23 protein-coding genes are annotated in these 24,928 nt (G+C 60.7%); 9 read left to right on the top strand and 14 right to left on the bottom strand.

Features of this window, described 5'->3' with window-relative positions:
* Positions 1 to 36: 36 nt before the first annotated feature.
* From D3227_RS06105 to hglS, 4 genes are read right to left on the bottom strand one after another with little or no spacing between them, the layout of a single operon-like run.
* A complete protein-coding gene (locus D3227_RS06105) occupies positions 37 to 1,269 on the bottom strand; it encodes a pyridoxal phosphate-dependent aminotransferase (protein WP_120013219.1) in 1,233 nt (410 codons plus the stop codon).
* 5 nt (positions 1,270 to 1,274) lie between these two features.
* Entirely contained in the window at positions 1,275 to 2,798 is a 1,524-nt protein-coding gene (amaB, locus tag D3227_RS06100) for an L-piperidine-6-carboxylate dehydrogenase (RefSeq protein WP_120013218.1), read from the bottom strand.
* Between the two features lie 54 nt (positions 2,799 to 2,852).
* Positions 2,853 to 4,271: an FAD-binding oxidoreductase gene (locus D3227_RS06095; RefSeq protein ID WP_120013217.1), complete on the bottom strand. Its 1,419-nt coding sequence runs from the start codon at positions 4,269 to 4,271 to the stop codon at positions 2,853 to 2,855.
* 9 nt (positions 4,272 to 4,280) lie between these two features.
* Positions 4,281 to 5,672 carry a 2-oxoadipate dioxygenase/decarboxylase HglS gene (gene hglS, locus D3227_RS06090; protein WP_120013357.1) on the bottom strand — a complete coding sequence of 464 codons (1,392 nt, stop codon included), beginning with the start codon at positions 5,670 to 5,672 and terminating at the stop codon, positions 4,281 to 4,283.
* 107 nt (positions 5,673 to 5,779) lie between these two features.
* Here hglS and D3227_RS06085 point away from each other — a divergent pair, with 107 nt between their 5' ends.
* A complete protein-coding gene (locus D3227_RS06085) occupies positions 5,780 to 6,709 on the top strand; it encodes a LysR family transcriptional regulator (RefSeq protein ID WP_120013216.1) in 930 nt (309 codons plus the stop codon).
* Here D3227_RS06085 and D3227_RS06080 read toward each other — a convergent pair.
* The 5 genes from D3227_RS06080 to D3227_RS44030 form a co-directional block, all read right to left on the bottom strand.
* Positions 6,706 to 7,989: an NAD(P)/FAD-dependent oxidoreductase gene (locus D3227_RS06080; protein WP_120013215.1), complete on the bottom strand. Its 1,284-nt coding sequence runs from the start codon at positions 7,987 to 7,989 to the stop codon at positions 6,706 to 6,708. The genes D3227_RS06085 and D3227_RS06080 overlap by 4 nt on opposite strands.
* A 200-nt stretch (positions 7,990 to 8,189) precedes the next feature.
* Positions 8,190 to 9,140 (bottom strand): IS110 family transposase, encoded by a 951-nt coding sequence (locus tag D3227_RS06075; protein WP_120013214.1) that lies wholly within the window; start codon positions 9,138 to 9,140, stop codon positions 8,190 to 8,192.
* A gap of 501 nt (positions 9,141 to 9,641) precedes the next feature.
* Positions 9,642 to 11,873 (bottom strand): xanthine dehydrogenase family protein molybdopterin-binding subunit, encoded by a 2,232-nt coding sequence (locus D3227_RS06070; protein ID WP_120013213.1) that lies wholly within the window; start codon positions 11,871 to 11,873, stop codon positions 9,642 to 9,644.
* 4 nt (positions 11,874 to 11,877) lie between these two features.
* A complete protein-coding gene (locus D3227_RS44035) occupies positions 11,878 to 12,018 on the bottom strand; it encodes a 2Fe-2S iron-sulfur cluster-binding protein (protein ID WP_342633994.1) in 141 nt (46 codons plus the stop codon).
* Between the two features lie 27 nt (positions 12,019 to 12,045).
* Positions 12,046 to 12,348, bottom strand: a complete 303-nt coding sequence (locus D3227_RS44030) for a (2Fe-2S)-binding protein (RefSeq protein WP_342633993.1) — start codon at positions 12,346 to 12,348, stop codon at positions 12,046 to 12,048.
* 626 nt (positions 12,349 to 12,974) lie between these two features.
* Between D3227_RS44030 and D3227_RS06060 the strand changes: the two genes are divergently transcribed.
* The 4 genes from D3227_RS06060 (at position 12,975) to D3227_RS06045 (ending at position 17,132) form a co-directional block, all read left to right on the top strand.
* Positions 12,975 to 13,895 (top strand): aldo/keto reductase, encoded by a 921-nt coding sequence (locus D3227_RS06060; protein ID WP_120013356.1) that lies wholly within the window; start codon positions 12,975 to 12,977, stop codon positions 13,893 to 13,895.
* Entirely contained in the window at positions 13,895 to 14,572 is a 678-nt protein-coding gene (locus tag D3227_RS06055) for a DUF6064 family protein (RefSeq protein WP_120013212.1), read from the top strand. The genes D3227_RS06060 and D3227_RS06055 overlap by 1 nt, the downstream gene beginning before the upstream one ends.
* Before the next feature lie 339 nt (positions 14,573 to 14,911).
* A complete protein-coding gene (locus D3227_RS06050) occupies positions 14,912 to 16,693 on the top strand; it encodes an SLC13 family permease (protein ID WP_120013355.1) in 1,782 nt (593 codons plus the stop codon).
* 136 nt (positions 16,694 to 16,829) lie between these two features.
* Positions 16,830 to 17,132, top strand: coding sequence for a hypothetical protein (locus D3227_RS06045; protein WP_120013211.1), 303 nt, complete (start codon positions 16,830 to 16,832; stop codon positions 17,130 to 17,132).
* A gap of 23 nt (positions 17,133 to 17,155) precedes the next feature.
* On the opposite strand, the gene D3227_RS44245 is transcribed toward D3227_RS06045, so the two are convergent.
* Positions 17,156 to 17,392, bottom strand: a complete 237-nt coding sequence (locus D3227_RS44245; RefSeq protein ID WP_120013210.1) for a DUF6894 family protein — start codon at positions 17,390 to 17,392, stop codon at positions 17,156 to 17,158.
* Between the two features lie 840 nt (positions 17,393 to 18,232).
* On the opposite strand from D3227_RS44245, the gene D3227_RS06035 reads away from it, so the two are divergent.
* Together D3227_RS06035 and D3227_RS06030 are read left to right on the top strand one after the other, a co-directional pair.
* A complete protein-coding gene (locus tag D3227_RS06035) occupies positions 18,233 to 18,523 on the top strand; it encodes a DUF982 domain-containing protein (RefSeq protein ID WP_120013209.1) in 291 nt (96 codons plus the stop codon).
* 14 nt (positions 18,524 to 18,537) lie between these two features.
* Complete coding sequence (locus D3227_RS06030; RefSeq protein WP_120013208.1) at positions 18,538 to 18,819, top strand: hypothetical protein; 282 nt, start codon at positions 18,538 to 18,540, stop codon at positions 18,817 to 18,819.
* Positions 18,820 to 18,858: 39 nt separating this feature from the next.
* On the opposite strand, the gene D3227_RS06025 is transcribed toward D3227_RS06030, so the two are convergent.
* Positions 18,859 to 19,578 (bottom strand): Crp/Fnr family transcriptional regulator, encoded by a 720-nt coding sequence (locus tag D3227_RS06025; RefSeq protein WP_120013207.1) that lies wholly within the window; start codon positions 19,576 to 19,578, stop codon positions 18,859 to 18,861.
* Between the two features lie 188 nt (positions 19,579 to 19,766).
* Here D3227_RS06025 and D3227_RS06020 point away from each other — a divergent pair, with 188 nt between their 5' ends.
* Positions 19,767 to 20,000, top strand: coding sequence for a DUF6894 family protein (locus D3227_RS06020; protein ID WP_120013354.1), 234 nt, complete (start codon positions 19,767 to 19,769; stop codon positions 19,998 to 20,000).
* Positions 20,001 to 20,680: 680 nt separating this feature from the next.
* Here D3227_RS06020 and D3227_RS06015 read toward each other — a convergent pair.
* On the bottom strand, positions 20,681 to 21,685 hold the full coding sequence (locus D3227_RS06015) for a L,D-transpeptidase family protein (protein ID WP_120013206.1): 1,005 nt from the start codon (positions 21,683 to 21,685) through the stop codon (positions 20,681 to 20,683).
* Between the two features lie 229 nt (positions 21,686 to 21,914).
* Here D3227_RS06015 and D3227_RS06010 point away from each other — a divergent pair, with 229 nt between their 5' ends.
* Positions 21,915 to 23,957, top strand: a complete 2,043-nt coding sequence (locus tag D3227_RS06010) for a sensor histidine kinase (RefSeq protein ID WP_120013205.1) — start codon at positions 21,915 to 21,917, stop codon at positions 23,955 to 23,957.
* A gap of 298 nt (positions 23,958 to 24,255) precedes the next feature.
* On the opposite strand, the gene D3227_RS06005 is transcribed toward D3227_RS06010, so the two are convergent.
* Together D3227_RS06005 and D3227_RS44025 are read right to left on the bottom strand one after the other, a co-directional pair.
* Positions 24,256 to 24,597 carry a hypothetical protein gene (locus D3227_RS06005; RefSeq protein WP_245451667.1) on the bottom strand — a complete coding sequence of 114 codons (342 nt, stop codon included), beginning with the start codon at positions 24,595 to 24,597 and terminating at the stop codon, positions 24,256 to 24,258.
* On the bottom strand, positions 24,594 to 24,857 hold the full coding sequence (locus D3227_RS44025) for a DUF6766 family protein (RefSeq protein ID WP_342633992.1): 264 nt from the start codon (positions 24,855 to 24,857) through the stop codon (positions 24,594 to 24,596). The genes D3227_RS06005 and D3227_RS44025 overlap by 4 nt, the downstream gene beginning before the upstream one ends.
* Positions 24,858 to 24,928: the final 71 nt, after the last annotated feature.

Here is a 24,928-nt window from a genome sequence, read left to right as displayed (position 1 = left end):
CTCCTGCTGGCCGGACTGGTCGAAGCCTCGGGGCCATTACCCAAGCGCAACACAGACCGCTGAAATACGCCGCAACGCCTCCTCAAGCTCGGGCACGCCGGTCGCATAGGAAATGCGGAAATAAGGCGAGAGCCCAAAGGCCGAGCCTGGCACCACGGCGACATGGGCCTCTTCAAGCAGATGGTCGGTGAAGTCCGAATCCGTTCCGATGTACTTGCCGGCGGGTGTCGTCTTGCCAAGCAGGCCTGCGCAACCGGCAAACGTGTAGAATGCACCTTCAGGTGTGCGGCAGTCGATGCCGGGAATGGCGTTCAGCGCCGAAACGACCATATCGCGGCGGCGGCGGAAGCTCTCCTGGCGCTCTTTGAGGAAGTCCTGCGGACCGTTGAGCGCCTCGACCGAGGCCGCCTGACTGACCGAGCAGGGGCACGATGTCGCCTGGCTCTGGATCACGGCCATCGCCTTGATCAGCGCCCTCGGGCCGCTGGCATAGCCGATGCGCCAGCCCGTCATCGCATAGGCCTTCGACACGCCATTGATCGTCAGCGCGCGCTCTTTGAGCTTCGGTTCGAGCGCGACAGGCGTGACGAAGCGAAACCCGTCATAAACGATATGCTCGTACATGTCGTCGACCATCAGCCAGACATGCGGATGGCGCAGCAGCACTTCAAGCAGGGGGCGGTAGTCCGCCTCGCCATAGCCCGCGCCCGAAGGGTTCGACGGCGAATTGAATAGGACCCAGCGCGTCTTCGGCGTAATCGCCTTCTCGAGCTGGTCAGCCTCGAGGCGGAAGCCGGCTTCGGCGTTGCAGGGGATCAGCACGGGCACGCCGCCGCAGATCTCGATGATGTCCGAATAGGAGGTCCAGTAGGGCGTAGGGATGATGACCTCATCGCCCGGGTCGATCGTCGCCATGAAGGCGTTGAACAGGATCTGCTTCGCGCCGGTTGCGACAGTGATCTCGTCCAACGCGTAGTCGACACCGTTCTCGCGGCGGAATTTGTCGGCGATCGCCTTTTTCAGCTCCGGCGTGCCATCGAGCGCGGTGTATTTTGTGTCGCCACGGTCAATGGCAGCTTTTGCAGCCTCCTTGACATTGGCGGGCGTATCGAAATCCGGTTCGCCCGCGCCGAGGATGATGACGGGCAGACCTTCGCGTTTCATTGCCGCAGCGCGGGCACCGATCTGGAGGATCCTGGAGACGCCCACGGAGGCGATGCGCGAGGCGGGCTTGAAGCCCGTCTCGGAAACTTTGGAAGCGATGTTCAAAGATCCTACTCGATGTCGAAGGAGACGCCCTGGGCGAGTGGCAGCGCCTTGGAATAATTCACCGTGTTGGTGGCGCGGCGCATATAGGCCTTCCAGGCGTCGGAACCGCTCTCGCGTCCGCCGCCGGTCTCCTTCTCGCCGCCGAAAGCGCCGCCGATCTCGGCGCCGGACGTGCCGATGTTGACGTTGGCGATGCCGCAGTCGGAGCCGTCGACGCTGAGGAAGCGTTCCGATTCCATGATGTCGCGGGTGAAGATGGATGAGGACAGGCCGGCGCCGACCGCATTGTGGGCGGCGATCGCTTCGTCGAAATCGGAATATTTCATCACATAAAGGATCGGCGCGAACGTCTCCTCCAGCACCGGGCCTTCCTGCTTTGGCATCTCGACCAGGGCCGGGCGGACATAATACGCCCCCGAGTGACCGTTTTCGACGCGATCGCCGCCAGTGATCTTGCCACCATGCGCGGTCGCTTCCTTCAGAGCCTTCTGCATGCCGTCGAAAGCGGCCTTGTCAATCAGCGGACCGACCAGCGCCTTGGTCTCCAGCGGGCTGCCGACCGACACACTTTCATAGGCCCTCTTGAGGCGCGGTACCAACTGGTTGTAGACGCTCTCATGCACAAACAGCCGACGCATAGTCGTGCAGCGCTGGCCGGCGGTGCCCATGGCGCCGAAGGCGGTGGCGCGCAGCGCCATGTCCAGATCGGCCGACGGGCAGACGATACCGGCATTGTTGCCACCAAGTTCCAGGATGGCGCGGGCGAAGCGCTTGGCGAGCCGCGGGCCGACATCTCGGCCCATGCGGGTCGAGCCGGTTGCCGAAACCAGCAGCACCTTGGGATTATCGACCAGAACCTCGCCGACCGAGCGGTCGCCGATCAGCACTTCCGACAATCCCTCCGGCGCGTCGCCGAAACGCTTTGCCGCGCTTTCGAAGATCGCTTGGCAGGCGAGCGCGGTCAGTGGCGTCTTCTCCGACGGCTTCCACACAACCGCGTTGCCGCACACCAGGGCCAGCGCCGCGTTCCATGACCAGACCGCGACCGGGAAATTGAACGCCGAGATGACACCGACCACGCCCAGCGGATGCCACGTCTCCATCATGCGGTGGCCGGGGCGCTCGGTGGCGATGGTCAGGCCGTAGAGTTGGCGCGAGAGGCCGACAGCGAAATCGCAAATGTCGATCATCTCTTGCACTTCGCCAAGACCTTCGGAAGGGATTTTTCCGGCCTCGATCGACACCAGCCGGCCGAGCTCGGCCTTGTGGGCGCGCAATTCCTCGCCGAGCAACCGCACCAGCTCGCCGCGCTTGGGTGCAGGTACCAGCCGCCAGGCGCGGAAGGCCTTGTCGGCGCGTTCGATCGCCTCGGCCGTACCCGACGCCGAGATCATGGTCACGGCGCCGATCTGTTCGCCTGTCACCGGGCTTTGTAAGCGCATGTCGCCGCCTGTCCAGGCGTCGCGCGAAACGCCAAGCCCGTCGAGGATGCTCGCTGTTTCCTGCTTGACGTCGACTGCCTTGCTCATCGTGTTTTCTCCAATGTTTCGTTGTTTCGCAGCGACGTTGCCGCCGCCATTATCTCAAAATGCGACAGAGCCGAGCGGACCCGGTGATGCTTCCGCCTTTAGCGCCGCAGCGAGCCGCCGCAGTTTCGCGGGCGTGTATCGGTCGTAGAAGCTCTGGTTCTTGCGGCCGATGGCGTGCTCGGCACTGAAGCTGCCCTGAAAATCCTCGACGCAGACCGAAAAGACCCATTCGCGCAGCGCCGCCTCGAACGCTTCGTCTGCCAGGCGCGGATCGTCCTTCGCGACGACGAGGTTGAGGTGCACCCCACCATCGCCGACATGGCCGAAATCGCAGATGGTAATTCCGGGAAAGCGTTGCGGAATCTCGGCCTTCATCCGGTCGAGAAAACGCATGATGTCGCCGCGGCTGAAGGAGAGGTCGAAGGCGATCAGCCGCCCGGCATGCTTCACGCCCTCCGACAGGACATGGCGCAGCGCCCACAGCTCACTCGGCGGGCCAACGAAGGCGTCGGCGAGGAGTGCGTCTTCGTTTTCCCAGATTGCGGCCAGCACCTCTTCGAGCGCCGCATCGAGCTTCTGTTCGCCCTTGCGTGGCGCGTTTATGCGCGAGACTTCAGTCAGGATCACGAAATCCGGCACAACGCCGCGGCCGAACGGGTTGCGCAGGGAAGGGACATGTTCGAGCGCGGCGCGAACCGCGTTGCCGGACATGCCCTCAAAGGCGGACAGGTACGAGCCCAGCGCGTCCTCCATCGCCGTCAGGAGGGCGGGGATGGTCTGCGAGGACGATGGCACCAGCAGCGCAGTGGCGGTCTGGCGCGGCAGTGGCTCGAGGTTGAGCACGCATTCCGTCACCACGCCGAACGCGCCGGACGTGCCGATGAAGAGTTGTTTCCAGTCGACCCCAGTGTTGTTCTTGCGAAGCTGCGAGGAAAGGTCGAGCACCGTTCCCGCCTCGTCGGCAAGGACTACGGTAAGGCCCAGCGTGTTGCGGCGTACGTCGCCGTAGCGCAGGAAGCGCGAACCGCCGGTGTTTGTGGCGATCATGCCGCCGAGACGCGGATCGGCGCCGAGATCTACAGGAAAGAACAGTCCGTATTCCCCAAGCTTTGCGTTGAGGTCGGAAAGGCACATGCCGGCACCGGTTCGCACGGTGCGGTTGACCTGGTCGAGCTCAAAGCCACCCGTCATGCGGTCGAGGCTGAGTACGCCCTGCGCTCCGCTCATATCGGGAGTCGAGGCCGAGACGAGACCCGTGTTGCCGGATTGCGGGATGAGCGCAATGCTGTTGCGCACGCACCAGGAGACGACCGCCGAGACTTCGGCGGTCGACGTGGGGCGGGCGACAAAAGCGGCCCTTCCCCTGTCGTAGCGCGCGCCGGTCTCGTAGGCGGCGATATCGGCAGGCTTGTCGAGAAGGCCCTTCTCGCCGACCAGTCCGCGCAGCGCCGCAATGTGGCGGGCATCGATCATCGCTGTCCGTCACTCCGCCGCCGTCGTCAGGTCGATCACGGCGAGGCAGGCTTCGATCGAGGCCCGCTCGATCTCGGCGTAGTGGGCGAACTCGTCCAGCACCGAAGCGCCGAGATCGCGCTCGAACTTGATTTGATTCGGGCTCGCGACGAACGCTTGCGTCGCCTCGTCGCCGAGATTCGACTGGAAGATACCTGCGGCGCTCACTGGCAGAAAGTCCTCGTACACGATGGGATCGAACTGTATTAGCCCTTCCTCGATCGCGGTTTCGAGGTCGGCGCGGCGGCTTGCAGTGCGGCCCTTTTCCGTCAGCGAGTAGCTGAAATAGCCGAGCCCCGCCCTGCGGATTTCGTTCCAGTCGTCGGGGAACGCTTTGAAGACGCTGGTGAGCGTCGACATATACTCGTGTACGTTCGACCCGTCCGCCGCCGGAGTCACGAGGGCCCGCGTCTTGCTCAGGAGTTTGTCGTAGAGCGTCCGGCCCTTCGGCGTCAGCGCAACGCCGCGCTGTTCGATCTCGCCAAATCGCGCCGAATGCGAGCCCGCCTGCCACGCGCCATTCTCACCAATGAAGGAAACTGGCTCCTCCAGCGCCTTGAATGAGGTTTGCCGCAGCAGGATCGGGCACCTGCGTGTCGGCGGCCCTTCGACCACGGCTTTGGGCACGATGCCTTCTCCAGGCATCCGCTCTTGCACCTTATCGATGTCGAGCGTACGCGGCGTGAGGTGATTGATGTGTGGTCCCCTGAAAGAGACGACGTCGGCGACCAGCCGGTGCGCGTCATGCAGGCGCCTATACAGCGCCTCATCGACGATTGCCTTGTCGTGCCAGCGGAAGGTTTCCACAACCTCCTGGACGAGGCGAGCGGCATCGGGCGCGTCGAGGCCGCCGGAGCGCTCGGCCTTTTCGACCAGCTCGATCGCGCCATCCGTGAATATCTTTCGCGCCGCTAGAACCGTAGCCGCTTCTCTGCGGAGGGCTTCGTCCGCGATGAGATCCAGCCTCAGCAGCGAGGTGAACACCCGAAATGGGTTGCGCTTCAGGCTCGACTCTTCGACCGGCCGAAAGGCTGTGGAGTGGACGGGAACGCCGGCGCTCGACAGGTCATAGTAGCCCACCGGAACCATGCCCATGACGGCAAAGACCCGCCGCATCATCGAAAGTTCTTGCGCAGTGCCGAGGCGGACCGCGCCGTGGCGCTCTTCCGAAATTCGGGTCAGGGAATCGGTCGCTTCAAGCCTTGCCTGCAGGGCTGGATCGGCCGACAGCGTCTCCAGATTGACCTCGGCGACCAGCGCCATCAGCGTGCCGTAGGCCGGCACCTCATTGCAGTACATGGCCGACATCGCCGCCGAGAACGCGGCACGGATATCGTCGGCAGCGACAAAGCCTTCCGGCATGGTCCTCACCTCGAAAAGGTTGCACAAGGTCATTCTGATTACTAATCATATAGCGACAGATCGGCCGTTTGTTGTGATAGCTGTGACTGACTTGATGCGAGGTGGGAATGAACCTGAGCAGAGCACTGATACCCGACCTCGCCGTGCTGCAGGCGTTTGAATGTGCCGCCCGCCACGAGAACTTCACCAAGGCGGCGGCCGAACTAAACCTGACCCAGAGCGCCGTCAGCCGTCAGATCAAGATACTCGAGGCCCAATTGGGTGTGCTTCTGTTCGGAAGGATCCGCAAGCGGGTCGTCCTATCGGCGGCGGGCCGCAAGCTGTTGCCTGAGGTGTCGCGGCTGCTGCTCCAATCGGAGGAGATGGTGGTGCGCGCGAGGGCGTCCGCCGGCGGCAGGGAGGTTCTCTCGATCGCCACCCTTCCGACGTTCGGCAGCCGCTGGCTGCTACCCCGCCTGCCGGATTTCAAGCGGCGCCATCCCGGCACAGCGATCAACGTGGCATCGCGCGCCGAGCCTTTCGACCTTTCCGCCGAAGACTTCGATCTCGCCATTCACTACGGCCAGCCCGTCTGGGCGCATGCCACATGCACATATCTTTGCAGCGAGATCATCCTGCCTGTCGCAAGTCCTTCCCTGATCGGATCCTGCACAGTGGAGCGTCTTGAAGACCTGGAAGACAAGCCACTCCTGCATCTTGCGACGAGGCCGAAGCTGTGGGCTGAATGGTTCGAGCACAACGACCTCAGCCAGAAGCAAGCCTATCGGGGCGACCGTTTCGATCAGTTTGCCATGATCATCGAGGCCGCGGTCCGCAGCCTCGGCTTCGCCCTTCTGCCGCTCTATCTGATCGAGGACGAGATCTCCTCCGGCAGGCTGCGCGTCGTCTTCGAAAGGCCGATGACGACCGACAACAGCTACTACGTGGTTCTGCCGGAAGAAAGGCAGGGGAGCGCGGTGGGACGCGCCTTCCAATCTTGGCTTCTGGAGCAGGTCGGCACGAACGCGTTCCCGATCGATCCAGGCAAGGTTTCCTAAACGCGCGCACCGACGAAATGCGCAAGCTGTGCGCCGGTTTCATAGAAGGCTTCGCGCAGCGAACGGAAGCTCTGTTCGCGTGGGTCCGTCACCGGCAAGGGTATATCCCGCTCGCTGATCTCGCCGCGGATCAGACGGGCCAGGTATTGTCCGAAGACAGTGCCCGGGGCAATGCCGCGTCCGTTGTAACCGCTGAAGCCAACCACATTCCGGTCGAAGCGATGGAATCTTGGCGTGGCATCGGCCGTCATGCCGATCTTGCCGTACCAACTGCTTTCAAAGGCGACGTCGTCGAGGAAGGGAAAGAGCTTGCGCAGGCTGCGTCGAGCCCATGCGCTGTGCACTGCCGCACCCGGACCGCGTAGTGCGCCGACGCTGCCGAAGATAAGGCGGCCCTGTCGATCGCGGCGCAGCGAACTCAGGATCGTCTTCGTGTCCCAGGCACCTTCCAGGCCTGGCAGGATGCGTTTCAGCGCGGATTCGGAAAGTGGTGAGGTGGCGAAGTTGAAATAGGGCAGGTGGACAAGTTCGGCGCGCACCTGTGGCCAGGGAGCAGTGGTATAGGCGTTGGTGGCGACGATCACCCACTCCGCCCTGACGCTTCCTTCTGTTGTGCGGACGCGCCAGCCGTGGCCTTCCCGTTCGGTCCCGCTCACCGGGGAGGCGGTGAATATCTCCGCGCCGGCCCGGAGCGCCGCGTTGGCAAGCCCGCGGACATAACCCAGCGGCTGGATCGTGCCGGCGCGCTCATCGAGCAGCGATCCGAGATAGGCTATCGTGCCGACGCGCGCGGCCGTTTCATCCCCGCCGAGAAGACGCACGGGCGCTCCGCGCGCCTGCCACTGCCGGGCGCGCTCTTCCAATTCCCGCAGTCCTTTCCTGTCGGCCGCGCAATGCAGCGTTCCAGCATGCTCGGCCTCGCAGTCGATGCCATTCTCACGGATCAGATCGAAGACCAGTGCCGGTCCGTCGGCAAGCGTCTTCAGCAACCGCTGGCCATACTCCTCGCCAAGTATGGCCGAAACCTCGTCGGGCATGATCCATAGGCCGGCGTTCACCAGCCCGACATTGCGGCCGGAGCCGCCGAACCCGACCCCGGCGCCTTCCAGCACCGCGACGGAAACGCCGGACCGCGCGAGATCAAGGGCCGCGGACAGTCCGGTGAAGCCCGCACCCACAACGGCCACGTCGACATGCTTCTCGCCCGCAAGCCGCCCTGTCCGCGGGGCAGGCGGCGCGGTCTTCTCCCACAGGCCGTGCGAAAAGGTATTACTTTGCATCCCTTAGTTCTTTCGGCAGATCCGCAGCACTGCAAGTGCCGAATGCGCATAACCTCATGCGCAGAATTCATCGTCCCATTCTCATCAAACAGTCGCAAAGACGGTCCTGGAAGTTGTCGGCATATCGTCCGCCCGCTGATCCACGCGGCCGCCTCGGCGTTCGGTAGGCGATTGAGTCGACCCACAAGTATCCATGTTGGTCAAGGCCGGTTTGGGGTCCAGTTTCGTTGGTCCCTAAGGAGGGTGTTTGCGAGAATGATGAGTTTTCGCATGATTGCCGTGAGAGCCACCTTTGAGGGTTTGCCGGCGGCTTTCAACTTGCCGTATTTTGCCTTGAGATCGGGATTGAAGCGCATGGCGACGAGGGCGGGCATGTAGAGTGCCTGTCGGACCATGGCCCGCCCGCCGCGGATGAAGGCGCGGCCGGTCCATTGTCCAGACTGCCGGGCGACTGGAGCGAGGCCTGCGAGGGAAGCGGCCTGAGCCTGGCCGAGCGTGCCGAGTTCGGGCATGTCGATGAGAAGCGCGCAGGCGGTGATTGCCGAGACGCCCGGAATCGAGACGAGGATGGCGAAGCGGCGGGAGAGATCTGGATCGGCCTGGATGAGCGCCATGATCTCCTTTTCGACAGCAGCCATTTGACGATCGATCTGCCTGAGCTGCTCGGCATTGTGGCGCTTGAGGATGGGAAGGGTCAGCGCCTTGGCCCTGTTCCTCGCCGCCGTCCGGTTCTTCACCAGCGCCTGGCGCGCCATCTGCAGGTCCTTGAGATCGTTGAGGAGCGGACCGCGCAGCGGCCGCGCCTCCAGATCGAGCAGCGCGCCCATGCGGGCGAGCATGGCGGCGTCCAGCCGGTCCGTCTTGGCGAGCCTGCCGGTGGCCTCGGCGAAGCGCCGGGCCTGGCGTGGGTTGACCTTGACCAACGCCAGGCCCGCTGCCGCCAGACCCCGCTCGAAGGCCCGATGATAGGGACCTGTCGGCTCGTAGACGATGCGGACGCTGGGCGGGTCCAACTGGCTCGGGCTCAGCCAGCCCATCAACGCCTTGTGGCCGCGGCTGTCGTTGGCGAAGCGCCGGCTCGCACCGTCGCTCAGCCTGTGGGCATCGAGATGGTCTTTCGATATGTCGACCCCGATGGTATCGTTGGTCATCTTTCGCTTGTCCTGTGCTTGTCGTTCGGAGCCGAACTCCGGGTATCCGTTCAGGCCTCAAGGGAAAGACGAGGGCGATCCGACTCTAGCTCGACCCGTCAAACGGTCGGCAATTCCACCGATCCGACCCTCGCCGCTGCGGGAGGGCGGCTACCCTCTCCCAGCGGTTCCTTTCTGCCCCGTTCGGCAGCGAATGTCATAAGACAAGCAATTCCAGGAAAAGTGCGTAGCGGTTTTCCGCCCGGGATTGTGTAAAAACAAATACTTAGAGTGGATCTGCGATTCTATCAAAAGCAGAACCGTTCTAGCCGCTTCGTCACAACTGTTTGACCAAAGTTCCTCCTACAAAAAGCGTTTTCACCTCGGAACAAGCACCGCTTTTTCCACCACCGTCTCCAGCGATCCCGCGAATGGTGTCGCCAGGTGATGGCGGTGCGGCAGGCGGGCTTGCCGTTGATGAAGACGTGGCAGGTTCTTGCGCCACAGAACCGATTGATCAGGTCATGCTTTCAAGCCCGCGAGGATCCGCTTCGGCGTGAACGGGATACGGCGGAACCTCACCCCGGTTGCATCGAATACGGCATTCCCAAGAGCGGCTGCGGTTGGTCCCTGCGCTGCCTCACCCGTGCCGAGAAACGGTTCGCCGGGCCGATTGATCAAGGTAACATCGATGGGCGGCACCTCTTCGAAGGTGAGGATTGGATAACTGTAGCTCTTCCAATCCTCCGACAGCACACTCGTCTTGTCGAACCTGACTTCCTCCTTGAGCGTCCAGCTCAACGATTGAATGACTCCGCCTTCGATCTGATTCGTGATGCCGTCGGGACTGATGGTCTGGCCGCTGTCGTTGGCGGCGACAACGCGGATGAGGCGTATACGACCATTCTTCCGATTGACCTCGACTTCAATCGCCACCGCTGTCATGGCGGCAAGGTTCTTGTACCGCGCAAAGCCGATTCCCCGGCCTCGGCCTTCCGATTTGCGCCACTGATCCCAGCCGAACTTTTGCGCTGCCGATTTCAAGACGTCTCGCGCACGTTCTTCCTTGAGGAAGCGCAGTCGGTATTCTACCGGATCGGCGCCCGCCGCATGGGCAAGCGCATCCATAGTCGATTCGATGGCAAACACATTGGCGTAGGCCCCGAGACTGCGGGTGGAAGACACGCGAAGCGGCATCTCGCTGATGAAATGCGTGACCACGCGCTGGGCCGGGAAATCATAGAGCGCTATGGCGTTTCGATCGGCGGCGTAGTTGGGCGGACCGCCGTTCTTCGGCATTGGCATCGCAAACGGTTTTGCGAGATAGCGGGCCGAAAGCAGATTGCCAGGCTCACCATCCGGCCGCGTGCCATGCGGGGTTGACCAGAGTTCCAGATTCCAGGTGAGCACGTCGCCGCGATCATCCACTCCCACCCTTGTCTTGACGACCATGGCGGAGCCGTAAGGTTCCCATTTGTGTTCCTGCGGCCTGGTGTATTGCAGGCGGACAGGTTTGCCAGGTATCTCCATTGCCAGAAGTGCTGCGTCCGCGGCGGCATCGTCTGCCAGGTTGTGACCGTAACAGCCGGATCCGGGGATGTGCTGACAGCGGACTTTCGCAGGATCGAGACCGAGCATTCGCGCAATCGCTTTTGCAGTTTCGAAAACGCTTTGGCTGTGGGTCTGGATTGTTAGCATCCCACCATCGGACAGTGTGGCGATAGCCGCTGATGGACCGATCGAGCCATGCATTTGATACGGCCGTTCGTAAGTCGCCTCGAAAACTCTTGACGGCGTGTGTGGGGCGCCCGCCGTCTCGTTCATGATTTCTTCGTCACGAGTCGGCGCGCTAAGGAGCCAGTCAAAAATTCCCTCATCGCCCGGCAGGTCGTTCTCGACGTCCCATTCGGCCACCTTGGCCAGTGCCGATGAGGCGTCATAGGCCTGGTCCTGTCGGCTGGCGATGATCCCGAGGAAACTGCCGTTGCGCACGACCTTGAGCACGCCAGGCATATTTCCGACTTTCGAAGTATCGACCTTCTTGAGCTTCGCCTTGTAGGTCGGGGGGCGGACAACTGCGCCGTGAACCATGCCGTCCGGTCTTCGCTCTTGGATATACAGTGCTTGCCCCGTCATGATGGCCGGGATGTCGAGGCGCGGAACGGATGTGCCGATGTATTTATAGTCGGCGACGTCCTTTGGTTTGACCTTGCCGGTAGCCTTGCGCTCCAATTCTCGCCCGGTGACGAGCTCCCAATAGGTAATCTTGGATTCGCCTTCGCCGCTGATCGTCCCGTCCTCTACTTTGAGGCTTGAGATCGGGGCTTTCAGTTTCTCAGCGGCCAGTTGCAATAAAATGTGCCGTACCTCCGCCGCCGCCTGCTTTACGGCAGACGCGCAGTTGGGCATCGATTGTGAACCGGCGGTAACACCTTCGTTCGGCACCAGTGCGGTATCCCCCGAGATTGTTCGCAAACGCTTCAAGTCAATGTCGAGTTCATCGGCGCACACCTGCGCAACGGCCGTGACGGCCCCTTGGCCGAGTTCGACCTTGCCGATCATCAACGCAACTGTTTCGTCGGCATCGATCCTAATCCAGGCACTCAGGAGGGGCGTATCCTCCAGATCGCCAGGAAGCTTCACCGCTTCGGCCGCGGTAGCGTGGCTGCGATTGCCGGCGATCCCGAAGGAAAGCGTCAAGAAGCCCCCTGCGCGAATTAAGTCTCGCCTATTGAGCCTGAATTGTTGTGCCATCGCGTCATGCCTCGTTGGCGGCACGCAAAACGGCCCGAACGACCCGGTTATGCGTTCCGCACCGGCATAGATTGCCTTGGAGGGCAGATCGGACATCGGCGTCGGTCGGGTGGGGATTGCGCTCAAGGAGAGCGTGAGCTTCCATGATAATGCCGGCCGTGCAGTAGCCGCATTAAGCTGCCTGTTCGTCGATAAAAGCCTGTTGCAACCGGCTCGGGCGACCATCAGTCGTGAGGCCCTCAAGGGTCGTCACCTCAAGGCCTTCCGCCGCCTTCGTCGGGGTAACGCAGGATCGGATAGCCTCTCCATCGAGCAGCACGGTGCAGGATCCGCATTGCGCGCGACCGCATCCGAGCTTTGGGCCATTCACCTTGAGATCGTTCAATAGAACATAGAGCAGGTCGGCCTCTTCAGGCGCATCGACGCTTACGTCCTTTCCATTCAGCCGAAACGAAATCAACTCAACCTCCTGCACGCAAACGACCTCAGCGTGATCGCTGAGGTGCAGTTTTTGGTCAGACCGGTACGGGGGTCAGATGGTCACGAATTCTCGACTTCTGACCGTCGCCATGAGCTTTTTTCATTTTAGTGCCTTTCCTCGCCTGCACGGCCGACCACCAGCCATGGTTTTGATTTCAAGCACTTTCAATGCGAACTAATTCACTAACGCCAAGGGATGCGAAAAAATTCCCCGTTGCGGATAATTCCCTGCGTCGGTGCCATCTGATGTCGCGCTCCAACCGCGGCCATGGCGTCGTTGGCGGCGGTGGCGCGTTGAGGCCGCCGTGCTCGCCTTCACGGACCTGCCCGGGTACGCAAATTCCCCTGACGCTCTTGGGTGCCGCCCTTGCGAGCGCTCTTTGGGCGTGATCCGACACCGGCCCGGCAAAAATGAGTGCAGGTCAGGACTGCGCCATGGGCGGCCGTTCTTGATAGCGCCGTTCGGAACGGGCTTGAACGGCTTTTTCTGTTACTCTGGAGGAGACGCCTTTTCCACCGGCAGAAATGGAGAGCCATGACCGGAATGTTCGCCTGATATACGCTTCCGGCGCTTCAGGTCGTCTTGCCACAACAACGTGACTGCGCCCAACGGAGATGCATATGACGATCAGCCGAAGAACATTAGTTCAAGCCGCCGCGGCAGCCGCCGCGGCCGCGGCGATCTTGCCAGCGCCCGCGATCGGCCAGGCCACCGCACCCATGATGCGTCCTATTCCGTCCTCGGGAGAACAAATCCCCGCGATCGGGCTCGGCACGTGGATCACCTTCAATGTCGGTGACGATCCGGCGCTCAGAGATGAATGCGCCGACGTGATGGGCGTATTTTTTGAGGCGGGCGGGCGCATGATCGACTCCTCGCCCATGTACGGCTCGTCCCAGCCAGTCATCGGCTACGGCCTCGACCGGCTCGGCCGGCCGGAGACCTTGTTCGCGGCTGAGAAGGTCTGGGCATCGTCCTCCGCGGACGGGGCCGCCCAGCTGGAACGATCGCGCAGCTTCTGGGGTGTTCAGCGCTTTGACCTTGTCCAGGTCCACAATCTCGTCGCCTGGGAAGCGCATCTGCAGACGCTATTCGAGATGAAAGCGGCCGGACAAATCCGCTATGTCGGGATCACGACATCGGAAGGGCGCCGCCACGATCTGTTCGAAAAGATCATGGGTTCTCATCCTCTCGATTTTGTGCAGCTAACCTACAACATCGTGGATCGCGAGGCGGAGGAGCAGCTCCTGCCGCTGGCAGCCGAACGCGGCATTGCCGTGATCGTCAATCGGCCTTTCCGTCAGGGCGCGCTCACCCGACAGCTTGATGGCCATCAATTGCCCGAATGGGCCAAAGAGATCGGCACCACAACCTGGGCTCAATTCATCCTGAAGTTCATTCTCTCGCATCCCGCCATTACCGTCGCCATCCCAGCTACCACCCGGGTCAATCATGTCCGCGAGAACGTGGCGGCCGCGTACGGTGTTTTTCCCGACGCCGCCATGCGTGAACAGATGGCGGCTTACGTTCGCGATCTCTGATGTCGGAGTGGTGGACATATCGGCCTGAAGATTTCCTGCTATTTTCCCCGCGCGTGTACTGGCGCATGTTCGAACTGCAGAATGAGGCGCTGTGGTCATTGCACCTTGTCACGGTCGCCGCGGGCCTGGCGATTTTTATGTTCCTGCTCCGGCGACCGAACCGTGATAGTGGATGGATCGGGCTTCTCCTCGCGGCACTCTGGGTCTTCGTCGGCTGGACCTTCCTGTGGAACCGCTACGTGGCCATCAACTGGGCGATCTTCTATGTCGCCCCGCTCTTCGCCTTCCAGGCGGTTGTGCTGCTGATCGCCGCCATCATGCCCGGCGGACTGCGCCTCGATCGGCGGGACGTCGCCGGCTGGACCGGGCTGCTGTTCGCAGCCGCCGGCCTCGTCCTCTATCCGCTTTTCCCGCCCCTCGTCGGACGACCGTGGACAAGCGCGGAAGTCTTTGGCATCGCGCCCGATCCCACAGTGATCGTGACGCTGGGATTGTTGCTTGCGGCCCGCGGCAAATTGCTTCCATTGCTCTTTCCCATTCCTTCGCTTTGGTGCCTGCTCAGCGGCGTCACGCTTTGGACCATGGATGATCGGCAGGCCTGGCTGCCCCTTGTCATGGTCGCGATTGTGCTCGCGGCACTTGGGCTACGGTCTTTAATCAGGCGATCCGCTTCCTAGGGTCCGCTCCGCGTCGATTTCGACGCGCCCCATCTTCCGACAACATGATGGACTTGGAGCGGGCGTTGCGGTCGAGCGGCGGCGGGGAGGAGGGGAGATCGGGTCTGGACGGCAGGAGAGCGGCTCCGTCTGCTCGATGCCAAAATCATGTTAAGAGCCCAAATTGCTGCTCATGAACTGTTCGGCGAGCCATTCCGCACGACGAACGACGCGCATCGTTTGATCATGGGGAAATTTCATCCGGCTCGAATCTCGAGTACGTTTCTGCTCTGAACCTGGATGCTGCAGCAACGAGATATTGCTAAGGCCGTTGCTGAACGCCAAGCGCGAAGGCCGACCATGCTTACTTTATCTCAGACCCTCTCCTTTGTGGTCATTGCGTTGATGATGGGAGCCTTCGTGTGGGGCCGTTTTCGCTATGACCTTGTCGCTGCGTTGGCTCTGCTGCTCGCCCTGGCGGTCGGCGTTGTTCCGCTCGACGAAGCGTTCACCGGATTCAGCGATGACATCGTCATTATTGTCGGCAGCGCCCTGCTGGTCAGCGCCGGAGTGGCGCGTAGCGGCATCATGGAATTTGCTATTCAGCGCTATGCACCCAGCGTCAGTTCAGTCCGAACTCAGCTTGCCCTGTTGGTCATACTGGTCGCAGTTCTGTCAGCGTTCCTGAAAAACATTGGTGCACTGGCTATCATGATTCCAATCGCATTCCAGTTCGCCCGGCGCTCCAACACCTCGCCATCGACCTTCCTGATGCCGATGGCTTTCGCATCGCTGCTCGGGGGCCTGATGACCCAGATCGGGACCTCGCCAAACATCGTGGTATCGCGGGTCCGCGAGGAGATCACGGGTACTGCTTTTACGATGTTCGACTTTACCCCAGTCGGTTTGGCGCTAACAGCGGCCGGGTCAATCTTTCTGATCCTGTTTTACTGGATTCTGCCGCAGCGGACCCGGCAGGAGGCCTCGCTTCACGAAGCGCTCGACATCAAGAACTACTCTGCGGAGGCAAAGGTCGTGAAGGAATCGAGCGTCGTTGGCCAGACCGTCGCCGATCTGATGAAAATTTCTGCCGGCGAAGCTGTTGTCACCTCAATCTTGCGATCTGGCGGCTTGCGGATCACGCCGTTCCCCGATGCCGTCCTCCGCGTCGACGACATCCTTCTGATTGAAGGCGACCATGCGGCGCTGGACAGACTGGTCGCACACGCAAAGCTTAGCCTCGAAGGCAGCCGGAAACTGGCGGACAAAACAAAGGCTGGCGTCGAAGCAATAGCGATCGAGGCTGTTGTTAGCGAGACTTCGAGCCTCATCGGCTGGTCAGCGCAGCGCCTGCTCCTCTTTGACCGGTTCAACGTGAATCTGCTTGCGGTAAGCCGCAAGGGCCAACGGCTGGACCAGCGGCTTGGCTCGATCGAGCTAAGGATCGGCGACATCATTGTGCTTCAGGGCAACCAGTCATCGATGCCTGACTTTCTGCGCGAGTTCGGGCTGTTGCCACTGGCGGAGCGCCCACTTCTGCTCGGCAGTGCCAGACGGGGTCTTGTGCCGCTTCTGATCCTGCTGGCTGCGATGGGCACAACTGCCTTCGGCGTCGTCACGGTGCCAGTGGCATTCTTTGCGGCCGCCGTCATGATGGTGCTGTTCAAGGTAATACCCATACGAGAGATCTACGCCTCGGTAGACGGACCGATCCTGGTAATGCTGGCGGCTCTCATCCCGGTCAGCGACTCGCTGCGCCGCACAGGTGCAGCAGATGTCATAGCCTCAATTTTGGCTGACGTGGGCGCCGCCCTGCCGGGCTACGGAGCGTTGACTCTCATCCTCATCGCCGCCATGACGGTTACGCCTTTCCTCAACAACGCCGCGACTGTGCTGGTTATGGCTCCGATCGCCGCTGGGTTTGCGACCAGCCTGCATTACAGGCCCGAAGCGTTTTTGATGGCAGTAGCAATCGGCGCCGGCTGCGATTTCCTGACGCCTGTCGGCCATCAATGCAATACTTTGGTCATGGGCCCCGGCGGATATCGCTTCTTAGACTATTCGCGGCTCGGCCTGCCTCTTTCCGTCATTGTCATAATCGTCGCCGTGCCGGTCCTGATGATCGTCTGGCCGTTGGCCTGATGCATCAAACGTGGACGTCCGGTGAGCGAGTTCTCGTCACCTCCCGCGGCCAGTCATCGCGCAAAAGCCCAAAGCATAATTGACCATATATTAGCTATCACTTGAATAAGCTTTCGACTGCTCCAGAATCTAAAATATGGCGCGGGAGATCAGCATTGGTGACAAGGTGGCGATCCTCGCCACGGCGGGAAAGCGCATCGAGGATCGCGTGACCCTGCACATCCCGACCGCCAATTTTCCCTATTCGATCGTCGACCCGAAGGCCAAGCCTGGCGACAAGATCAGGTTCGAGGGCGAAGCCGTACACGTCGACGAGGAATTGGATCGGGTCACTGTTCAGGTGCTGGGACGCGTGACGGTCGATGCTGCGACTGTCCAGATGGTGGCGAAGTACCGCCGGCCGCGAGGAACGACGCCGTTGCATCAAAAGCCGATCTGACAGGTCAATGCTCACAAAGAGAGCTAGCCTTGGACCGGCTGCAGCTCGAACTTGATCGCGACCTGCATAAGTTGGCGCCCGCTATCATCGCGGACCGTGTAAGCCAGTTCGCGGTAGGCACCATCTGGCAAGATCCTGATGATATCCACGAGCGCTCTGACCGCCTCGTCTTTCGCGTCATCGATGCAATGAAGTTCGGTCCCTTTTTTGTCAGGGAACTGAAGGCAGCTGTCCGACAAGTCGAAGAAATACCGAGGCATCCCCTTAAATATCGCACGGCTGTTTCGGTTCCGTTAGCGGCTACTAAAAGACCCTTGGACCCGGATCGGTTGACAAGCCAAGCCCGCACCACGGGCGCCCGATGGCGCGGGCCGGCCGATGTTTTGCGCACCAGCCGGCTAAGGAGCCAAGCAGCGGCATCCAAAGCATGAGCCCAACTATTCGAATCCGCTAATGTTCCTTTCGCAGATGGTCTCCAAACCAAACAGTCACATTCTCTCATCGGGGAGGGCTTGGACAAAATAGCGATACGACAACCGGTCTGCCCAATGGCGCAAACGGACCGGGGGTTGCGCTGAGGACATCAATGGCTGCCGAGCCGCCGCAACCGCGATGGAAAGATTCGAGCGGGGATATATCAAAGTTAAATGCAGGCGATAGGCGCCAGGTGTTAACCAACGCTCGGCGGGGGCGCTCATGCAGGAGACGCCCATGGAAATTCGAGACTTTCTTGGCAGGTTGTCGGCCGCGCTGCTGCGCCGCCGTGCTGCCACGTCACCGGCGCCGTCCGAAAGGCCCCTCCGCAACTCGCTCGCCAACGTCCCGCTAAGGCCGCGCCAATTGCCACCACACAGACCACGGCCCCTGCCGACCGGCCAGCAATATGTAGCTCGACCCGCTGCAATCTCCTTTGGAGCGGTCACGCAAGCATCCAACAAGGGAATTGAACAAACATGTCCACGGCCAATCCTCTTCGATGCAAAAATTGAAGCCGCTACAGAGAAATAGCCCCATCGTGGTTTTGGGCGCCGCTCTATTTTTGTTGGCGCCATTCGTTGGATTGCTGTGGCGAACAAGAGATTGGTTTGGGTGGTAAATCTATGACCAGGTTTCTTCCCGTTACGATCAAATTTGTGGACGGCAGCACGACGGTGGTTTCATCGATCGCCGGTGCTAAAAAAGCCCTTGGCGGACGGTGGAAAAACAAGGAAGCGATAGCCTATGGGGCAGCCGTCCGGTTGGTGGACGACGCATTGAGCGGGATTTGCCGCCCGGCGGTTGCTTTCGCCGCTTTTAAGGAAGCAGCCAAGGAACAAGGGCTGCTGAAACCGGCGAACACAAGCGCTGCGCTTGCGATGCTCGACAAATTGTGGTCCCGAGACGGAGGCTGACCGGTCATCATCACATGGCTTTGAACCTTGATATCGGCGACGAGGTGACGTTGAGTGCCACCATCCTGAAGTTGCTTCAGAGTGGTCGAGCGAGTGTCAAAATTCCTACTCATAATTTCCCCTTTGCTATTGACCCTCCAGCGAACGCCAAACCGGGAGACCGAGTTGCCGTCACTGGCCACGTCATTGGCGTCGACCTTGACAATGGCCGGGTGACAATAAAGGTCGGCGGCCTGGTCACCGTCGACATCGTGTCCGTCTTAGCGTGGAAGCCATCACGCAACGGTTCGCGCTGAACCAAGAAGCGGTGCCCTTCCTGAGGTGGAACCTTGGTATCATCTAGGCTCGCGGTTCATGCTGAGATAGGTGGGGTCGAATTCGGCTATTTGTACAAGCCGCTCCCAGTCCAGGATCGTTACTGTATGGTTCGCCCAGCCAATGACCCCGATGTTGCGTAGCGCGGCGATAACTCGGTTCATATGGACGACCGACAGTCCAAGCACGTCGGCCAATTCCAATTGAGACAAAGGAAGCCGGAAACTCATGCCGATCGTTCGTTTGACGCCCTGAAGTCGAACAAAGAGCTCGCACACAAGATGTGCCAAGTGAGACGTTTTTGACCGCCTACCCATGGCCACGATCCATTCCCGATGAATGGCGCCGTCCACGAGTGTATCCAACCACAAAAGGCGGGTCAGATGGGGCGCTTCCTCGGTGATGGCACGTAGCCGACTATGCTCGGCAACGATCACCCGGCAGGGTGACAGGGCGATGATGCCGTGGTCCATGGTCTTCAGCAGAAAGGCGTGCAGATCCACAAAATCCCCAGGCACCTGCAAGGACGTGAATTGCCGCCCGCCATCCTCCAGCACTTTGTATCGCGCAGCCAGACCGTCAAGGATCAGGGTGCTGTAGGTCGGCCTTGAGCCCTCCGAAACAATATCCTGCCCCGTGGCAAAGTCCTTTTCGACCGACATGGCACCAGCGAGCAGCGCCTTTTCATGTTCCGAGAGGGCGTCGTGCTGGCCAAGGTTCAGATAAAGGGACTCTAGCATCAAATTCCCTGCTGTGTTCGACGGCCTAGGTCAAACGCCGGAGATCGGGGGTGGTTGCAGGCAGCTACGGACTGCATTCCCCGACACGTTCGGCAAGGGGCGTCGATCGCTACCTTTGAGGCTAACTCTTTGGAACAATGATCCCGGACGGGAATTCTGAATCTAATGCGGTCTCGGATGCTGTACCAATGGAACGCTTCTATTTCGACTTGTATAACTCGGAGGGGCCCGAGATGGATCGTGAGGGGCAGCTTTTCCCGACGCGCGATCGCGCGAGGATCGAAGCGCTGCGGATACTGCATGATGTTGCCCACGACGAGATGCCGACTGGCGATCTGATGGTGATCAGCGTCAAAGTTCGGGATGAAAACCGGCAACAGATATTCGAGGCGTCGCTCACTCTTGCCTCTGCCTGGAGTTGAACCTTCGCCGTGCTGGCGTCTGCAAGGCTTGTCCGCAGGAACAATTCCAGATTGAGACTGTTTCGGGATTGTTAGTGGATAGACACGATGGCTCACGATAAACGCCGCTCCGAGGCCATTGCCGAGTTCCTGCGACGCCAGTTTTCGAATGAGGCGGTAAGGCGCCATTTGCGCGCCTGGCCTTTCTTTCGAGTTGAACCCCTTTTATCCGATCGGCTTCGAGCCCTGCTCGACCGGTTGTCCCGAAAAGACCGCCGGGGCCGCTAGGCCGCCTAACAAATCTGCACCTCTGTCCGCCTTCGAACGGGCAGGCGGGGAGTGGCCCGAGCGGTTTTGACGGAGGGTTCCGCAGAACCCGCTAGGCAACCAGATTCTCCGAGTCTGTGTCAACGAGCACCCGGAAAAGCGGACTGCTCATTCTCTGGGGACTCGTTCTCTGCCTCGGTCCAGCAAAGTCGACAGCAGTGATGCGGCGGCCTGGCTCTTGCCACGAAGCCGTTTTGCTATCGGGATAAGTCGGAACGCCTCCCGCAGTTTCTGCTCAGTCACCGCAGCGTTATCTTTCAACGCCGCGCGGATTCGTGAGAGTTGCTTTGCCACGCCATGCTTTTTCCGGCGACTTTTTTTGAACGGATTTCTTCAACCTCTGCGGAATGTTCATAGAGCAATGATTCGAAGCGTTACTGGGACTGAAGACCGCCAGTGTTCGCAATCTCGCCTTCGAAGCTAACTTTCGTGCCCTTGTCTACCATTGATGCCAAGTCTTCGGCGTCCCAGTTGGTAAGACGAATGCAGCCATGCGAAAAGGTCCTGCCGATCTTTCCGGGTTCGGGCGTGCCGTGGATGCCGTAGCTTTCGATCGAGAGGTCAATCCAGGTTGATCCAACGGGATTGTTTGGCCCGGCGGCGATAGTGAACGGCCGTTTGGCTTTCACTCCCTTGAAAGCGAACTTCGGATCGTAGTGATAGGTTGGGTTGTGCACCACGCGTTTGACCTCAGCCATACCGCTCGGCGCCGGCTTTTCCCCGCTGCCGATTGAGGCGGGGTAGACTGCGACCACTTTGCCGGAAGGAGCGCGGGCCCGCACCTGGCGGGCACTCTTGTCGATCTCGAGGCTGGCAACCGCCTTGGGAAGATCACTCCGCCCAACGTCGGGTACGACCAAGGCCGTGCCGACCTTGCGGAAGTTGGCGCCAGGATTGAGCCTTCTCAGCAATTGCTCGCTGACATGGAAGCGCTCAGCGAGCTTCTCGACCGCGTTGCGATAGCCCAGCCTCGACAGACGGGCCATCCTCTCCATCCGCGGCGGGATACGCTTGGTGAACGGGCCACTCACATCCTTGCGTGTCAGCTCATGAGTTACCAGGGCAGGGCTGGCGGAGGTCGCCATCAGTCGGTCCCAGGTCTCCCGAGTAAGCTTGCCGTCGGACTGCAGGCCGTTCGCCGCCTGGAAGCCTCCAACCGCCTTGGTGAAATTTTCCGACAGGCGGCCATCGATCAGACCTGGAGAGAAGCGCGCGCGATCCAAAAGAATCTGCGCCTTCAATATGGTGGGGTCGACGCCCTTCGGTTCGGCGGCGGTGAACTGGGCCTGATTGACAACGGCAGGGTCCAGCTTGGCGGCCTCTGTTCCGCCGCTTGCGAGGGAAAGCATCGCGGCCACGACGAGAAGAAGTCTGATCATCCAAGCTACTCCTCAGGAACCAGAAGCCTTCCTCTATGACGCAGCAAGGCCTTATCTGGTTCCCCGGGGGCCGCGCGCAACACTGCCGGGACCAATTTAGCTGCCGGAGGTGGGCCTCACCTTCTCCGCCCGATCCAACCAAGTCTGGTTGAATGCATGAACTAACGCTTGCCGTTCCCCGGCTTGCGATTATGGTTGGCGAGTTTCTGAGGCGGCAGGGGAAACGGATTTGCCTCGTCGACCAGCTCGATCGCACCTGCTCGGTCTGATCGCAGCCGCGGTGATACCCGTCTGGCTCTTCGCAGCCTATCTGCTTGGCCAATATGCTCTGCATGAGCGATCCCGATTCGAGCAGGATGCTTTGCAAACGGCCCGCCAGGTCTCACTTGTTGTCGAAGGCGAAATCGCCAATCTGCAAACGATTCTCGACGGCCTGTCGAAATCGGCCGCTCTCGCGAATGGCGACCTGGCAGGCTTTCGTGGCGAGGCGCTCCGCGTTGTCCAGGGCACGGATCGGATCATTGTCCTGCGCGATCTTGGTCGCAATCAACTGTTGAATACAGAGATCGGTTACGGCGCGCAGCTGCCGCCAGTCGAGCCGATGTCGGCGAGGGATCGCGAGAAGCTCAAGGCTTCTGGAATTTTCGTCAGCAATGTCTTTGCCAGCAAGGACCCTCAAGACCATCGCATCTCCGTTGCCATAGCGGTGCCGGTTCTGACGGGCGAAGACCTGCTTCTTTCGATCTCTGTCCCAACCGCCCGCATTCGTGATGTGATGATGCCAGCAGTGCCTGAGGGCTGGACCGTAGGTATTGGAGATCGCGATGGAACTTACGTGGCGCGTTCCAAGTCGCATGAGGAGATGACCGGTAAGCCCGGATTGCCCGAATATCTGGAAAAAATCGTCGGCCGCTCCGGCAGTTTCACATCCCGCAACTTCGAGGGCACGACGCTGCTGGCAGGCTACTACAGATCCTCGTATTCCGATTGGTTCTATACCGCCAACGTGCCGCTTTCGGTGGTGCAAGCGCCGCTTTGGCGTTCGCTCGCGGCGATTTGCGGGATCGGCCTGCTCGCGCTTCTTGTGTCAATGGCCCTCGGGTACGTCGTTGGAAAGCGCTTCACTGTAGCGACCGCCGAGCTTGCCGCTCGCGCTGAGGCGCTGGGGCATGGCCGCACAGTTGAACCCATGTCAACCTCGGTTGCCGAGTTCGCTGCTGTCGCGCAGGCGTTGGTTGACGCAGAGCATGCCATCGCTGAGCGCCGGTATGAGTTGGAAACGGTGTTGGAGACGGTGCCGGCTGCGGTCTGGTTTACCTACGACCCGAAGGCTCTCCAAGTTATCCGCAATCGCTTCGCAGCGGAACTCATGGGTTTGCCGACGGACGGCCGTAAGTCGTTTGGCGCGCCCGACCTCGTGATCAACACCGTAGCAGTCAAGGACGGTCACACCGTGAGCCGTGAGGACCGACCATTGAGCCGGGCAATGCGCGGAGAGCTGACCGACAACGAAGAATTCGCCTATATCCTTCCGTCGGGGATAGAGCGCTTCCTGCTTTCGAGCGCGCGGCCAATCCGCGATCCGGGCGGTAGCATCATAGGCGCTGTCCAGATCAGCCTTGACATAACCGATCGCAAGCGCGGCGAAGAGCACCGCAAATTGCTGGCCAACGAACTGAACCACCGCGTCAAGAACACGCTTGCAGTGGTCCAATCCATCGCAAGCCAGACGATCCGCAACGCCACCAGCTTGCCCGAGGCAGGGCGAACCCTGTCCAGCCGGCTTGTCTCCCTGGCAAAGGCGCACAACCTCCTCACGCAGAAGAACTGGAGCGGCGCCGATCTCAATGATCTGATCACGGCGTCAATCAACCCGCACGCGCCGATGGAGCGCTTTCAAATCAGCGGAGAGAAGGTCTGGCTCCCGCCCAACGTCGCGCTTTCATTGGCGTTGGCAATTCATGAACTCACGACAAATGCGATTAAATATGGAGCGCTGTCGAATGCGAAGGGCAGTGTTTCGATATCCTGGAAGCTCGTCAGTCAAAAACGTCATCGCCGACTTGAACTCGACTGGCGTGAAAAGAACGGCCCGACCGTCGGGCCTGTCGAGCGCAAGGGATTTGGCACCCAGCTGCTGGAGCGTGTATTCGCCTCCGATTCCGCTGGTCGAATTGTGCTGACATTCGAAAAATCAGGGCTGGTCTGCAATTTCCAGGTGAATTTGTCTGGATCGAATGAGGCTCAGGTGCCGAAAGCCTTTTCCTCCTAACTGCCTGCGGCCAGGGAGCTTCGTTGAGCCGTTAGAATTGACCACCTTCTATCCCTATGCACTGCGCGCAAACCTTGACTACGGTTGGGGCAGATGGCGCTCGGCGACGCCGCCCGAACTCGTCAGAACGTGGCCCGCTCGACGGTCGCCCGACCCAGCGAACACTGCAGGGGCTGGTGGCAACCGACGCTTGTTGAACTCCGAGCTGCTCGTCGAAATGCGCGAAGCATCGAGCGCAGAAGGCGAAGCCGCGATCTCCAGATGCCGCGCTGACATTTCCAGCTTTGTTGAAGCTTGATCAGCCAGACCGCATGACACCCGGCTCCTCGGCAGGTGGATCGCCGCTCGGCCGTTGCAACTCGGAACTGTCGCGCATTACGTCGGAGAAATTAACGATAGCAACCAAATAGCCTGCTTCATCATAAACCCTGATTGTCGAGCCTGATTGATCGGCGCCGGTCGGAGGGCCCACGATAGCTGCGCGGGCGATTTCGATTGCTCTCGGGCTGGCAAGGTCTGCGCTGGCTAGCTCTTCCTCGAAAATCGTGGCTTTGCCGACTTCGATGGTCTCAAAGCGGAACTTGGGCAGAGAAACCTCCTGTACCCACGGAATGCCCCGGTGGCAGTTTAACGCGATCAATGGCCTGTATTGCTATGTGGGTCGGATACAGCCTTGCTCTCCGGCGAGCCGCGCTCACGAAGAAAGATTGCCATCAGGATGAGGATGGCGGTCGACAAAAACTCGCTTTGCCAGTTCTGAAAACTCTCAAACCAGAACGCACCGGAGAAAGCGTGCTGCCACATGGTCATCGGTTGTGCGCCATGCTGAAGCGCTTCTTCGGCGGCGCGGCGCGTGCTGTTCCAGACATGGAGGACGAAGGTGACGATGAAAAGCGCCATAGCGCCAGGCCCAGCGAATGCAAATACACTGCCCTGGCCCAGCCGCCGGTACGTATACCGGCCAAGGCGCA

This window comes from Mesorhizobium waimense (genome assembly GCF_003601975.1).
GTDB classification, from domain to species: Bacteria; Pseudomonadota; Alphaproteobacteria; order Rhizobiales; family Rhizobiaceae; genus Mesorhizobium; species Mesorhizobium waimense.
Note: the sequence above shows the minus strand (reverse complement) of the source record. Positions and strands in the feature narration are given on the sequence as shown.

What these genes read in the sequence shown, in the direction of transcription:
- D3227_RS44025 (WP_342633992.1), bottom strand. Translation starts at nt 24,857, where the DNA reads ATGGCGCTTTTCATCGTCACCTTCGTCCTCCATGTCTGGAACAGCACG.
- D3227_RS06095 (WP_120013217.1), bottom strand. Translation starts at nt 4,271, where the DNA reads ATGATCGATGCCCGCCACATTGCGGCGCTGCGCGGACTGGTCGGCGAG.
- amaB (WP_120013218.1), bottom strand. Translation starts at nt 2,798, where the DNA reads ATGAGCAAGGCAGTCGACGTCAAGCAGGAAACAGCGAGCATCCTCGAC.
- D3227_RS06025 (WP_120013207.1), bottom strand. Translation starts at nt 19,578, where the DNA reads ATGCTAGAGTCCCTTTATCTGAACCTTGGCCAGCACGACGCCCTCTCG.
- D3227_RS06020 (WP_120013354.1), top strand. Translation starts at nt 19,767, where the DNA reads ATGGAACGCTTCTATTTCGACTTGTATAACTCGGAGGGGCCCGAGATG.
- D3227_RS06075 (WP_120013214.1), bottom strand. Translation starts at nt 9,140, where the DNA reads ATGACCAACGATACCATCGGGGTCGACATATCGAAAGACCATCTCGAT.
- D3227_RS06035 (WP_120013209.1), top strand. Translation starts at nt 18,233, where the DNA reads ATGACCAGGTTTCTTCCCGTTACGATCAAATTTGTGGACGGCAGCACG.
- D3227_RS06055 (WP_120013212.1), top strand. Translation starts at nt 13,895, where the DNA reads ATGTCGGAGTGGTGGACATATCGGCCTGAAGATTTCCTGCTATTTTCC.
- D3227_RS06085 (WP_120013216.1), top strand. Translation starts at nt 5,780, where the DNA reads ATGAACCTGAGCAGAGCACTGATACCCGACCTCGCCGTGCTGCAGGCG.
- D3227_RS06060 (WP_120013356.1), top strand. Translation starts at nt 12,975, where the DNA reads ATGACGATCAGCCGAAGAACATTAGTTCAAGCCGCCGCGGCAGCCGCC.
- D3227_RS06045 (WP_120013211.1), top strand. Translation starts at nt 16,830, where the DNA reads ATGGCGCGGGAGATCAGCATTGGTGACAAGGTGGCGATCCTCGCCACG.
- D3227_RS06015 (WP_120013206.1), bottom strand. Translation starts at nt 21,685, where the DNA reads ATGATCAGACTTCTTCTCGTCGTGGCCGCGATGCTTTCCCTCGCAAGC.
- hglS (WP_120013357.1), bottom strand. Translation starts at nt 5,672, where the DNA reads ATGCCGGAAGGCTTTGTCGCTGCCGACGATATCCGTGCCGCGTTCTCG.
- D3227_RS06050 (WP_120013355.1), top strand. Translation starts at nt 14,912, where the DNA reads ATGCTTACTTTATCTCAGACCCTCTCCTTTGTGGTCATTGCGTTGATG.
- D3227_RS06070 (WP_120013213.1), bottom strand. Translation starts at nt 11,873, where the DNA reads ATGGCACAACAATTCAGGCTCAATAGGCGAGACTTAATTCGCGCAGGG.
- D3227_RS06030 (WP_120013208.1), top strand. Translation starts at nt 18,538, where the DNA reads ATGGCTTTGAACCTTGATATCGGCGACGAGGTGACGTTGAGTGCCACC.
- D3227_RS44035 (WP_342633994.1), bottom strand. Translation starts at nt 12,018, where the DNA reads ATGGAAGCTCACGCTCTCCTTGAGCGCAATCCCCACCCGACCGACGCC.
- D3227_RS44245 (WP_120013210.1), bottom strand. Translation starts at nt 17,392, where the DNA reads ATGCCTCGGTATTTCTTCGACTTGTCGGACAGCTGCCTTCAGTTCCCT.
- D3227_RS06080 (WP_120013215.1), bottom strand. Translation starts at nt 7,989, where the DNA reads ATGCAAAGTAATACCTTTTCGCACGGCCTGTGGGAGAAGACCGCGCCG.